This is a genomic window from Pseudomonas sp. OG7 (assembly GCF_014192825.1).
GTDB classification, from domain to species: Bacteria; Pseudomonadota; Gammaproteobacteria; order Pseudomonadales; family Pseudomonadaceae; genus Aquipseudomonas; species Aquipseudomonas monteilii.
Window position 1 is genome coordinate 342,397 of record NZ_JACHYK010000002.1, and the last position, 13,537, is coordinate 355,933.

Annotated in this window: 7 protein-coding genes; 2 read left to right on the plus strand and 5 right to left on the minus strand. The window is 59.6% G+C overall.

All coding sequences use genetic code 11. The features are described 5' to 3' along the window. Positions 1–19: 19 nt before the first annotated feature. Complete coding sequence (locus FHW75_RS06080; RefSeq protein WP_019099476.1) at positions 20–1,645, minus strand: methyl-accepting chemotaxis protein; 1,626 nt, start codon at positions 1,643–1,645, stop codon at positions 20–22. Positions 1,646–1,811: 166 nt separating this feature from the next. Between FHW75_RS06080 and FHW75_RS06085 the strand changes: the two genes are divergently transcribed. Continuing rightward, complete coding sequence (locus FHW75_RS06085; protein ID WP_260308756.1) at positions 1,812–2,303, plus strand: tetratricopeptide repeat protein; 492 nt, start codon at positions 1,812–1,814, stop codon at positions 2,301–2,303. A 25-nt stretch (positions 2,304–2,328) separates the two neighbouring features. Here the strand turns inward: FHW75_RS06085 and FHW75_RS06090 are convergent, their stop codons facing one another. Together FHW75_RS06090 and FHW75_RS06095 are read right to left on the minus strand one after the other, a co-directional pair. Beyond that, complete coding sequence (locus tag FHW75_RS06090) at positions 2,329–3,219, minus strand: alpha/beta fold hydrolase (protein ID WP_161989857.1); 891 nt, start codon at positions 3,217–3,219, stop codon at positions 2,329–2,331. A 261-nt stretch (positions 3,220–3,480) separates the two neighbouring features. Next, positions 3,481–5,004, minus strand: a complete 1,524-nt coding sequence (locus FHW75_RS06095) for a PLP-dependent aminotransferase family protein (protein WP_183673330.1) — start codon at positions 5,002–5,004, stop codon at positions 3,481–3,483. Between the two features lie 79 nt (positions 5,005–5,083). Here FHW75_RS06095 and FHW75_RS06100 point away from each other — a divergent pair, with 79 nt between their 5' ends. After that, positions 5,084–6,772, plus strand: coding sequence for an NAD(P)H dependent flavin oxidoreductase family protein (locus tag FHW75_RS06100; RefSeq protein WP_089230169.1), 1,689 nt, complete (start codon positions 5,084–5,086; stop codon positions 6,770–6,772). Positions 6,773–7,128: 356 nt separating this feature from the next. Here the strand turns inward: FHW75_RS06100 and FHW75_RS06105 are convergent, their stop codons facing one another. Together FHW75_RS06105 and arsH are read right to left on the minus strand one after the other, a co-directional pair. Then, positions 7,129–12,216 (minus strand): HEAT repeat domain-containing protein, encoded by a 5,088-nt coding sequence (locus tag FHW75_RS06105; protein ID WP_183673332.1) that lies wholly within the window; start codon positions 12,214–12,216, stop codon positions 7,129–7,131. 593 nt (positions 12,217–12,809) lie between these two features. After that, positions 12,810–13,523 carry an arsenical resistance protein ArsH gene (gene arsH / locus FHW75_RS06110; protein WP_025753211.1) on the minus strand — a complete coding sequence of 238 codons (714 nt, stop codon included), beginning with the start codon at positions 13,521–13,523 and terminating at the stop codon, positions 12,810–12,812. Between the last annotated feature and the right edge of the window lie 14 nt (positions 13,524–13,537).

Here is a 13,537-nt window from a genome sequence, read left to right on the forward strand (position 1 = left end):
GCGCACCCTGCACTGAACGTCACAACCTGAACCTGCCCGCCAGCGCTGTCATCTGCCCGACCAACCCCGACAGCGCCTTGCTCGCTTCGCTGGTTTGCTGTGCGCCCGCCGCCGAGTGGTTCGACAGCTCGCGAATGTTCAGCAAGTTACGGTCCACCTCCCGCGCCACTTGGGCCTGCTCTTCGGCCGCACTGGCAATGACCAGGTTGCGCTCGTTGATTTCGCCGATCGCACTGTAGATGCCCTCCAGCACCTGCCCTGAGGCCAGGGTCACGTCCAGCGTCGACTGGGCACGGTTGGTACTGGCTTGCATCGAAGCCACTGCGGCCTCGGTACCGGCCTGCACGCGGCCGATCATCTGCTCGATTTCCTGGGTCGACTGTTGTGTGCGGTAGGCCAATGTGCGCACTTCATCCGCCACCACCGCGAAGCCACGGCCGGCCTCACCCGCGCGGGCGGCCTCGATGGCGGCATTGAGCGCCAGCAGGTTGGTTTGCTCGGACACCGAGCGGATCACCTCCAGCACCTTGCCGATATCCCGTACCTGCCCGACCAACTGCTCAAGGTGCGCACTGCTGGTCTGGATCTCGCGGGTCATGGCCTCGGTGCCGTCGATGTTGTCGCTGACCTGGCGACGGCTTTGTGCTGCCAGCTGGTTGGACTCACTGGTGGTCTGCGAAGTGGTGATGGCATTACGTGCAACCTCCTCCACAGCCGTGGTCATTTCGGTCACGGCGGTAGCGGCCTGCTCCAGCTCCTGCCCCTGCTGGCGCAGGTTGTTGGCGCTTTCCTCGGTGACTGCGTTCAAAGCCGTGGCAGCAGCGTCCAGCTGCCGGGCGCAGTGGTCGATTTGCCCAAGGGTATCGCGCTGGCTCTGCTGCATGCGTTGCAGCTCATGGAACAGCTGGCCGATCTCGTTAGTGCCCTGGCCTTGCACCGGCACGCTCAGGTCGCCACCGGCAATGCGCTGGAAATGCCGACCGGCTTCACGCAACGGGCGCAGTACCCGCTGGGCAATGAAGGCCCAGCACAGCACCGCCAACAGCAAGGTCACACCCAGCAGGCCCAGGCTCAACCATTGCGCACGGGCCAGGCGCCGGTCGGACTCAAGCATGATCTGCTGGCTCCGCTCACTCAGTGCGCCAACCAGTTGCTGACGCAACGCCTGCAACCGGCCCATGGCATTGCCGGCATCGCTGTTGACCTTGAAGTACTGCTCCAGCGAACGCTGGCGGGTCGCTTCCCGCTGCCCCGCCACCGCCTTGGCGTACTCGGCAAAGGTAGCCTGCAGCTCGATAGCCAGTGTGCGAAGGGCGGTCTCGCGCGCGCTTTCGACAAATTCGTCGACCAGCTTCTGGCTCTTGTCGTTCAGCTCGACCGACAGCGCCATGCGCTTGCCTGCGCTCTCGTCATGGCCACCCAACTGCTCGATGAAACCCGAGGACACATTGGCACTGGAACGAATCGCCATGAGCAACGCATTGTTCAACCGGTCCGACTGGTGTGCGGTCTGGTCCAGTTCGGTGATCTGCTGGTCACTGCCCACAGCTGCCCACCAGGCGCTCACGGTAGAAAACAGCAAGGTCAGGCTGAACAGCGACAATACCCAGAACATTCCGGTACGTATCTTCAGGTTGGCAAGCATGCGGGCAGTACTCCTGGTTGGCACCACTTCTGGTCGATGATTCGACGGTGGGTGTGCTGCTATCGGAGGTGCCGGCGCAGGCTTGAGGTGCCTGGAAGCGGTTATGGGCGGTAACCGAACAGATGTTGCCCAGCCCAGGGGCGGGAGCGGCGGCAGTGCGCCGCCCATGCTTGAACTTCATCCCGGGTTCCCGGTCTATAGCGACCCCTCGCCCCTTACCCGCGAGCGGCTTGCCAAAGACCTGTCGAGCTCACTGCCAATGCCCAGCACACCTGCCCTGTCAGCCTTGCTTTTGTTGTTGAGCGTAGTGGCAACAACCCACTCGCTGGCCGGCGAGCGCTCGGCGCCTGCACGCAGCAACACGGCATCGACCGTGCTGATCGAAACGGCTTCGCAGCAGTATGCCGACGGCAAACTGGACCAGGCTGCGGCAACCCTTGAGCGCGCGCTGCACATCCAGCCGAACAACCCGGCAACCTTGCACTACCTTGGCGTTCTGCGCCTGCAGCAAGGGCAGTTTGAACAGGCAGAGACGCTGGCGCTGCGTTCCAACCTGCGTGTCGGGGCCAACCACGCGCTGCGCAATCGCAACCTGCAGTTGATTGAAGCCGCACACAACGCCCAACGCTCAGGCATGCTGCCGACGGCTGCGCATTGATGATCGGCCAAGCGCCAACAAAAACTCAGCGACCGAGGAAATCGACCACTGCCTCGGCGAACGCCTGGGGTTGATCCAGCATGACGAAGTGGAAGCTGCCGTCGATCCGCTTGAAACTGATGCCCCGCGTGCCGGCATAGGCATCAGCGAAGGTTGCATCAACACGGGTCGCGGGTATGCCATACAGGGGATCATAGGCATACACGACCTCTACCGGTGCCTGGATACGCCCGAGTTCCGGGCGCAAGTCGGTGGTCATCAGTTCATGGGTGGCATCGGCTACCGTCTTGCGGTCCGAGCGCAGCGCTGCATCAACCAGTGCAGGCCTGGCCGCTGTGGTCTTGGCCAACCGGTCGATGGCTGCCCGCTGCATCGTTTCGGCCTGCGCTGCCGGTGCCGCCAACATCGCATCGCGCAAGGCCGCAGCCTGTGGTGCTGCCGTTTCAGCGGTTGCCGCCGGATCGATCAATAACGTGTAGAACGGCAGCGCGTCGACCACCATCAGCCGCCCCACCTGCTCGGGGTGACGCGCGCCGAGCATCAGCGCAACCTCGCCGCCCAGCGAATGACCAATGATGGCCGGTGCCTCCAGGTGCTGGCTGCGGATGTAGCCTGCGACTGCCTCGGCCACGGGAGCTGCCACGCGCCCCTGCGCAGCGGGCACGGCAGGCGCGCCGGCAAAACCTGAAACCTGCACCAGATGAAGGCGGTGCTGCTGGCGCAGCGCACTGGCAAGCCCTGCCCATACTTCACGCGATGAGGCCAACCCAGGGATCAGGATAACGTCTGGCCCGGCGCCCTCGACCTGCACAGAAATGCGTTCATCAGCCATAGGTACTGATTGGCCTGGTGCGGCTAACGCCGAAGACAGGGCAACGCTGGCACCGATTGCCGCAAGCAGGGTTCGTACACGCATAGTGGCCATTCCTTTGACTTGAACCTGGAAAAGCCCGCCACTATAAGGCGTGCCACACGGCATGGGTAAACTATCGTTTGCAACCCGGTACGCTACACCGTTAAAGGCGAGGCCCTGGGGAGGCCTGGGCACAGCGGCAATTGCGGCTGAGCCCGCTTGCCGAACAGGTGCTTGCCGGGAAGGTACACTGGCTTGATTGCAACCCCGCACCGCGTTGGGTTGGCGGGGTGCTGATCGATGCGGCGGACAGGCCTTGGGTGGTCAGCGAGCAAGGCGAGGTGTGGCGGCGGCGATAGCGGCTCGACAAGGGGGCCGCTGTGCGGCCTGTGCCAAACGTTGCGTGGCCAGCCGGATCTCATCCACATCCAGCGAAGCAAACCCCAGGCGCAGGGCGTTCTCGGCATGGCCAAACGGGGAAAACTGCCGCCCACTGCGCACCACCAGGTCCAGCTCCAGTGCTTTCTCGACCAACTCATCCACATTGATTTCGTCGGCAAAGCGCACCCACAGCGCCAGTCCCCCCTCCGGCTCCTGTACGCAAATGTGCTCGCCAAACGCTTCGTGCAAACACGCCAACAGGGTCTCACGGCGTCGACGGTACTCACGGTTGACCCGGCGCAAGTGCTTCTTCAGCTCGCCCTCATTGATCAAGTCCGCCAGCATGCGCTGCATCACCGCATCGCCCTGCCCCATGGTCAGCGTCGCCCTGCGCTCCAGCACGGCAATCACCTCCACGGGCGCCACGATATAACTGCAGCGGAACGTGCTGCCCAAGGGCTTGGACATCGTGCCAATGTAGATCACATGCCGCTGCTGGCGGTCGCTGGCCAAAGGCAGGTAGGGCCGCCCGGAGAAGTGGTATTCGTAGTCGTAGTCTTCCTCGACCACGCAAAAGTCGTGCTGGCGCGCCAGCTCCAGCAACTGCTGCCGGCGCCCGGCCGGCAGGCTGACCGTGGTGGGGAACTGGTGATGGGGCGTGATGTACATCATCCGTACCTTGTGCTGCCTGCACAGGGCATCGAGCTGATCGACCCGGCAGCCCTCATGGTCCAGTTCCACAGTGACCAGCCGGGCACCCCGCTGACGGAAAATCTCCCACGCAGGCGGATAACTCAGGCGCTCGACCAGCACAACATCACCCGGCTTGAGCAACACGCTGGCCACCAGCGACAACGACATCTGCACCCCCTGGGTCAGGCAGATATGCTCGGCGCCAACGTTCAGGCTGCGATTGTGCCGCAGCATGTCGGCCAGGGCGCTGCGCAGGTAGCGGCTGCTGCATTCACTGCCGTGGCGCACGCTGTTGCTGGTGAAGCTGCTGCGCAAGGCATTGCGGTAATAGCGGTGCAGTACAGCCTGCGGCAGCAGGCGGTGGTCACACGCACCGTTGTCGAAAAACAACGCACCTGGCCGCCCCTGCTGCGCGGCGGCCTGCTCGTTCGCCGCAAAGTAGGCAACGGCGGGTTCCTCGGGCAGCGCCAGGGCAAAGCGCCGGGTGGCATCATGTTCGGCCCGTGCGCTGGCCGCCAGTTGCTGACTGACAAAGGTGCCCCGGCGCTGCACGCTTTGCAGCCAGCCTTTGGTTTCGGCTTCCTCATAGGCCAGGATCACCGTCTTGCGGTTGACGTTCAGCAATTGCGCCATCTCCCGCGTGCCCGGCAAGGGCGTGCCAGGGCGCAGGCGACCCTCGCTGATCGCGGCCACCAAGCCCTCGACAATCTGCCGGTACGAAGCTTGCGCCCCGTCGAGTTTGAGCAGCGGCTGCCATTTACGAAGCTGGACCATGTGAATTATCCAAATCTGGAGGTTCTGCTGGTCCTGGACTATAGCAACAATCGGAAGCTCCATTTGAGCCGAGGTGTTCATGCAAAGCCGCCACGTCATTGAATTGTCGCCCTCGGGCAAAACGTTCGAAGCCAGCCACGAATTGCTGCTCGATGCCATGCTCGCCAGCGGCCTGCCGGTACCTTTCTCCTGCCGCCGAGGCGCCTGTGGCTCGTGCAAGGTCAAGGTGGTGTCGGGGCAGTATCACGACAAGCAGCGAGATGCGGACACACCGGCCCCCTCCTATCCCCTGGCTGCCGACGAGATGCTGCTGTGCCAGAGCCACGCCTGCAGCGACATGCGCCTGGAGATACCCGGCTGGTCACTGGATACCCCGGCACTGGAAGTCGGCGCCCAGGTGGTTGGCCAGCGCGCGCTGAGCACAGATATCGTCGAGCTCGTGCTGCAGCCTGCCCAGCCACTGGATGTTCGGGCTGGCCAGTATGTGCGGTTCCAGCTGGGCAATGGCGACAGCCGCTGTTTCTCCATTGCCAACCTGCCGGCCCAGGAACAGGGGCAACTGGTGTTTCACATTCGCAAGGTCAGCGGTGGCCTGTTCTCCGAAGGCGTGCTGCCCGCCCTGCAAGCAGGTGCTTCAGTAACGCTCGAAGGCCCACTGGGCGCGTGCACCTGGCAACACGAGGACCAACACCCGTTGGTGCTGTTCGCCACCGGCACAGGGTATGCCGGTATCAAGCCCCTGCTGCTGACTGCCTTGGCCCGCGATGCCGAGGTCACGCTGTATTGGGGCGGTTCATCGCAAGCGGATTTCTACGACCATGATTTTCTCGAACAGGCCAGCCGTGCGCACCCTCACTTTCGCTGGTACCCGATACGCTCGGACCAGGCGCAAGTGCAGCAGGCCGCGCTGGCCCACCCGCATCGCTGGGCCGATACCCAGGTCTACGCCTGCGGAAATGCCACAATGATCAGCCAGGCCCGCGAACACTGCATTGCCGCAGGCGTACACCCCCATCGTTTTGTCGCCGAAGCCTTCGTCGCCAGTGGCACACCCGCAGCGCAGGCCTCATCGGCCAGTACACTGCACCCAGAGCTGGAAAAGGTCGGCCCGCGCTATTCGCTGGACGGCATGCTTGCAGCCCGCGAGCAGTCGGTACGGGCCGTGGCCGCAATTGCCAGCCAACTGCAGGTCGGCATGACCACTGCCCAGGCGCTTGAGATGGCCGCACAAACCCTGCAGGCCATGGGCGCATCGCACACCTGGCACCCCACCTACATCCGCTTCGGTGATGACACCGTGCGTACCCCCCGGCAAGGTATTGATCTTCAACGCGTACTACGTACTACGGATATCGTCGTGGTCGACGTCGGCCCGGTCTGGGATGGCTACGAAGGTGACTATGGGGACACCTTCGTGTTCGGCGAGCACGCACTGCACCACGCCTGCGTCAAGGCATTGCATGACGTGTTCGACGAAACCCGTCAGGCCTGGGGGCGTGGGCTGACGGGGCGCGAACTGTATGACTTCGCCGAGCGCAGTGCCCAGGCCAAAGGCTGGCAGCTCGAGCGCAACCTGGCCGGGCACCGCATCGCCGATTTCCCCCATGTGCTTTATGGGCAGGACAAACTGGCCGAGATAGAGATCGTCCCTAGCGAGGTGGTATGGGTACTGGAAATACAGTTGTGCCACCCTACCGAACCCGTCGGGGCGTTTTTTGAAGACATCCTGATTGGCGAGGCTAGGCCAGTCGTGGCTACGGCAGCTTGAAACGACCGTCAGGAGGCAAGGTGCGCGTCAATCAGGCGCGCAACCCCTTCGGCATGCCTGTGGCCCAAGCCATGACCGGGCTGATCGAGTCTGCGCCAACGCAAGGCGCAATCTCAAGGGTTGTTGGCTCTGATGGGTTTAGACCTACTGAAGTGCCCAAATCAGCAGCGAACGCTATGCCTGCCAAGGGCGAAAGCGGACACGCGTGAACGGCTGCTTTCGACCCAAAGCGGTCTCTGGCGAAGGGCAGCAATCGGCCAGGAGCGGACGCCCGAAAGCGTCCTCGGTAGTAGGGGCTCGTCAAACCGTTCGATCAGAGAGGCCATTGCGCTTACGTGCTCGGCTGAGTTGGTCACTCAGAGAGTTGACGTATCTTGGATATCGCCAAATAGAGCTTCCGCCGCGCGGTCGAGCCGCTCTACTTCATCCTCTCGGTAGTGCTCCCAATTGGCCTCTTTAAACAAGCGCGACTCTACAAAAAAATAAGACCCTGGATCCCGCTCCAGTACACGCATGATCGTTTGGGAGCGGTACCAAGCCATGGGCGTACTCAGTGCTGCCTCCAACTGTAGGGGCCAGTCAGGAATTGCTTCGAAACGTGGGTGTTCACTCAGCCGAGCAAAGCCGCGCCACAGGAGAAAAGCCTCATCGGGTTCTTGTGAGCCAACTCGTAAGTCAAATCGTTGAGTCCAACGATGGAGCAAGCCCTCCAAGATAGGTTGAATTTCAGGAGCGTCGATACGTCTAGCAAGGATGCACAGACCTTCAAAGAAATTATCGCCACCAGCATGTAGAAAGCGAGCTAAAGCAGGAACGAGGCGGATATCGATCACAAGCTTGGCCGATAAAACATAGGCATTTTGGCAAAGCACTGGCATCAACACGTGTTCCACCTCAGCCAAGGCCATATAGAAACGTGTAGCGTCGTCTTGAGCTGCTAAGCACTCAAGAAACTTAGCCGCATAGGATTCGCCAAGAGAGCCTTCAAGTAGCTTCGTATGCCAGGGAATTGGAAGACCGGAACAGTTAGCAGCGACTATGGCCGGCCGTAAACGATCCGGTAAGGAGGGCTCGCCCGTAGAAGTAGTTTGGCGCTGGGCGACTCGATGCCCCTCTTTGGTGAACGAGACAGCAGGGGTAAACACTGTTACTCCGCGCTCGGGATCTTTTGTCGGATCCGCTAATCCAATGAGAATTTCGCACTCTTCAGCCGTTATAGGCTCGAGAACGATTGGCCCATCGGGTAAAGCAGTAATGGCGCTACCAGACAGAAGGTGAACCACCGCCTGAAAACTCAGTGGTGAGCCCTCCTCTTCTTTGGGAGCAGGTGCGGAGCCTGTAGCAGGCTGCTCGCCTGCATCCATCTTCGTTGATGCCCCGAGCAAATGGAGATATTCGTTAATTACCCTATCCTCCGCCCATTCAGCACCGGCTACGAGAGTGTGCAACTTCTGCCTCAGCACTGGACCACGCTCTGCGAATTTAGAACGTTCAAGTAAGGCTCGGAAAGCTAGCCAAGCATGATTAGCGGCCCCCAGTTGTACATCGATCCTGTCTGGCCGCCCGGATAGCCGAAGCGAGCGCAACACCGCAGCTTGCAGCAGTGGGACATGTAGGGAATTTAGGAGTTGATCCACTGAAGAGCAATCTTGCCCATCTCCGCGAACAAGCATGTCATACAACCACCCGGCGGCATCGTCCCCAGATGGCAAGCCAGTCGAGTCGAGGGCCTCACTCCAGTTATCTTCGAAATAGGACCCAAAACAGCTAACGAAGCCAGCTCGATTACCTGTATAAGACCGCTTCAGATCCAAGGCGGCTAGGGGCGCGATATGGGCCATCACACAGTGAGCCAAGAGACTCCGATGATGATCCAGAGTGAATGGCGACTGCTCTGCCATGAGTATGGGTTCGATACGCCCAAGTGCTGCCTCATAAGGCAATCTACCCGCAGCGTTGATTGCGGCCCTCCGAACCTGCCATGACTGGCGAGGATCGATTGCAATCGAAACAACTCGATGGGCTGCACTAATGTCTCGGGTACGGTTCGCTAGGATGCACCTCCATAGATCTATCGCTGGAGCCTCCATGTGACCAGCTAAGTCAGCTGTTGACCTGGATCCCGAAGCAACAACTGCTGTTGCTAGGATGGCTTGAATTTCTGGAGTTACCTCCTGCTCATAGCACTCGATCAGCCGTGACAAGGCGGAACGATCACGTCGACGAGCAAGGGCAATTGCCGCGCTGAGACGAATTTGAGGGCTGCGATGGCTCAGCGCCTGAAGCAGCACAAGCGTGGTATGAGCTCCGAGAGCTTGCCCCTGCCGTGCGATGACTACAGGAATCTGAGCAGCCTCTTTATCGTTCTGAGATGCTAAGGCACTCTCTAGTAAGGGGATCGCGGCAGCAAACGGCGTCAAACTAGCGATGAGCCTAAGGGCACCGCTCCAACGCGGCCAATCTGACGTGTCACTCGCTTGGAGACGATTGAGCAAATCGTCGAGTTGACGACCAGAACAACCTAGATGAATCAGTGTTTGTAATCGGACTGAGAACTCCGCTGCCTGGTCCAGCACTCTCGCCTCATAGGGCAACCAATCGGTGAGGGCTGGAGCCATCAATGAGATGAGGCTCGCCAGCGCACCCAAATTGCCCCCTCGGCTCTGAAGGGGGACGCACAAATCCAATATCGTCGGCTCACCTAGGTAGAGCAGGATCCGGACAGCATTAAGCAATGCATCACTGTCCAGCTCCTGAGCCTGCAGCACAGCTATGCATGGACCTCGCAATTCCTTACGAGATTCCCAAATTAAGCCACCCAAGGGGCCAAGCTGGGGACTGCGAGCACGAATCATGTCGGATGGGGGCACCATCGGGATTGTCGAAAGTAGATCAGCAACATCCTCGGTATTTTGAATTCCTAAGCGAATCGCGGGCCAACTGTTGCTACGACTTGTCTGGAGCAATTCTGGATGCGTCTTCAGGTAACTAAGCGCATGCCGCATTGCAGCACGTCCCCCATGTAGAAGAAGCTCCAGTAAGGCTCTCTGGACCACTTCAGGTTGACCATTAACAGCGGGCAACGTCGAGGGCTCGATTCGGCTCTTCTTGCGCCGCGCTGCGATTGAGAGCCAAGCCAAAGCATCCGCACATGCCTGGGCTTCTGGTGCAGCCTGAATCAGCAATCCGATCAGATCGCTTAAATGCGACGGTGTCACCGCCAGGATAGTCTCAAAGAATGGCAGAGCCCATTGAGGATCCGCGAACGTGCGCGCGGATTGCTCACGAACAAACTCTATAAGTGTGTCGGTGACCTGCGGATCCCCAAGTTCCTTGAAAATTTCAGGCAGCATGTAGTGGCCCTCAACCCGCTTAGGTCCGGAAAGGACGACCATCACCTCTTTTGCAGATATGAGTCGGTGCCGGGCTACGTACGGCCAGATTGCTCCCCAGCTCTTCCCCGCCAGAAAAGCTTCCCGTGCTTGGGCCTGAGCCTCTTGACTTCGACCGGCCCGCTCCAAGTGGAGAATAACAGCACCTATCTGGCGCTGGCCTTGATACCAAGAAGCCAAAGAACTATGGGCGTCGCGACGAGTCTGCGGAGCAATCATCTCCTCAAGACCTGCACGCACTGTTTCATGCATTTCGAAAGCATCACCGTCATGCCGACGTAGCAGCCCTAAGTCTATTAGACCGTGAATCGCTAGGCCGACATTGTCATCAGGGAAGACGGTTTCAGCATCAATTCTTCGGAATGGAAGTGCGAAGCAGGTAAGCTTCTCAGCGGCAGAGAGTGAGCTGCTAGCCAATCGGCTGAATCGACTACGCTCTGCATAAGCTAGCCGCTCCTCGGCAGGGCGGGCTGCAATCACAGCCATTTCATCTGTTGTTCGGGCCCGAGCGAAGGCGTGCGCCAGGCTGACGTTTAGACCTGCCGCACGGCCGGCGGTTACCTGTTGGTAAATCCTCCAGAGTCGAGACCGATCCGGCTCAGCGTGTCGTTGCCCGACCAGAGCGACAAACTCCTCATAGCTCAGACCAGGGGCATCTAAGCTACGAACACCAAACTGCATCTGCTCCAGAGGAGTTAGCTCCCGAAGTCCACGCTCCTGTCCAAAAACAATAAGTCGCAGTGTATTTGAGAGCTGCACTCGAATGAACGCAGCGAGGTGCCGCGCAAAACCCGGCGGCTCACTACCCTCGACAAGGTCAAGTAGAAGCAAGCACTCACAGGGCAGCTCAGAGAAGGCCTTCGCAAGCGCAACAAGTACACTCTCGTCCGTCTGGTCGGGCTGGATTGCCACAGCAAAGGGCTTCGATATACCCCTACGCCTGAGGTGAAAAGCTGCACCCACCAGGCAATCGCGCAGGCTAACGCCTGTGCGTACTTCGGCATAAAGGGCAACACTGTCCGAATTGACCAGTCGTGACCGCTCGAGGACCTCGGCGGCTAACCGGGTTTTGCCAGAACCGGATATTCCGACAACCTCTACAGCTGTTCCAACCCGTGGATTGCTGAGGTCGGAGGCCAGCGCAGGCCGCCTTACATGGTCGTCCCCGAGTGGTGGGGGTGCCTTGATGGGGACCATCTGCGGCCAGACGCAACGCAGCTCCGTCTCTAATTCTTCATGATCGAACGACCGCGCTGGCTGTTTGGCAATGTCACTAATGAACCCTCGCAGATTGCGAAAGAGCGCATGTTCAATAATCGATCGCTGCAAACCATAGCGCTGCTCCAAGCGCTGCATGACCCGCTCAGCTACCTCGGCCTCTGATCCATTTGCGTCCCGGATGCTGATTCGGTCGAGGATCCCCGGCAGAAGCATATGCAGATGCTCTACCTCTTGCCCATAACACCGCATAAACCCCGCACCTTCGGAACCATAACGCTGCCCAAACGTACTTGCTGCGTCGGCCAGAGCTCTCTGAGCTTCAAGTGGATCGGCGGGGAATGATTTTGGCGACTTCCATTTTGCAGAGGCCTTGGCTATGTCTGATTTGGCCGCAAGAGGCAATTGAGCTTCTTTGCGCGCGAGGTAGTGAATAGCGGTCCAATATACTTGTGGGGCTTTGGCGAGCACCCCAAAACCAGCCTCAACGAACTCTCGAACCTCTGCCGCAACTTCGTCACCGAGCACCCAGACTTGGTGATGCTCATTCCCTACGAGGCGTGCTACGGCGTCTGGCAGGAGCTCCCGAATGACATCCATCAGGCTCCATAACGATGGATTCGGGAGAGCCTGAGCATCTTCGGTGGGTTTCTTGACCTGTACAAAGCAGCGGCGATCAACGCCAGCTTCGACCCAACGCAGATCAAGATCGTCCTCCCCCTCAGGGCGAACAGAGGCACTCGCCCCATGGCGATCGAAATGGTCGAACAGCAGATCCAAGATAACCGTGGCCTGATAGTCGAAACCACGAATGGCACTGATCCCACCTGACATATGACTGTATTGCCTCTAAATCAGACCGATCAGGTAAGGCTCTTATTAGCCGTAGGACCAAATACAAATCTGTAGTGATGCGGAGTCGGACACGACCAAGAAGTAGCCTATGGCCGAAATGTTAAGCAGGTTTGACGCCAAGGTCCTTAAACAAGCGTCAACACATGGGCGTAGCGGACATCATTGCAAGTGTCATGAGCGTCCGCAATGGGTCGAAAGTGGTCTGTAGCGACCGGCTGCTATCGACCCATAGCTGCCTTTCGCGCAAGACAGCTAAACCCACTGGGACGCTCTAACGTGGCCTTGGGATTTGAGATAGGAAGCTCATTGGAGCCTCGGTGCGAAGGCCTTCGTCTGCGAAATCAAAAACCGCCAATACCCCACACCATGCCAAGCATCGAGCTTGAATCCGACCTGCGCAAAAGTACCGATGTGCTGGAAACCCAGGCGCCGCCAATGCCGTTTTACTGAAGTTCTGTATCCGACATCAGGGTAACCATCGCCACGGCGTGCCCGGACAAGGCGTAAAAATCAGTTCACCCGGAGTGTGGGGCAACGATTTCAATGAGTAAGAATACGACATGCTCATGACCTCAAATAGACCGGATATTGACTCTCTTGGATAGTTCTTCCGCCGACTCTTTGCGCTCGGAGTAGCGATCTACCAAATAATCCTGGCGATCACGCAGCAGCAGCGTGAACTTGGTCAATTCCTCCATCACGTCGACCAGTCGATCGTAGAAAGAAGACGGCTTCATGCGCCCGGCCTCATCGAACTCCAGGAAGGCTTTCGGCACCGACGACTGGTTCGGGATGGTAAACATACGCATCCAGCGGCCAAGCACACGCAGTTGGTTCACCACGTTAAAAGACTGCGAGCCACCGCAAACCTGCATCACGGCGAGGGTCTTGCCCTGGGTCGGGCGAACGGCGCCCATGGCCAGCGGTACCCAATCGATCTGCGCCTTGAAGACAGCACTCATTGAGCCGTGACGCTCGGGTGAGCACCACACCTGGCCCTCGGACCACTGCATCAGCGCGCGGAGTTCCAGCACCTTCTCGTGGGAGTCCGGGGCGTCATCCGGCAGCGGCAGGCCGGAAGGGTCGAAAATACGGGTTTCGGCGCCGAACTCTTCCAGCAGGCGCGCAGCTTCCTGGACCATCAAGCGGCTGAATGAGCGTTCGCGGGTCGATCCGTACAGCAGCAGGATGCGCGGTTTGTGTGTGGAAGGATCCTTCGGCGCCAGGCGCTCAAGCGACGGCAGATCAATCAGGTCTGGTTGGACATTTGGCAGGTGGTCGTTCATTTCGGTCTCCATCA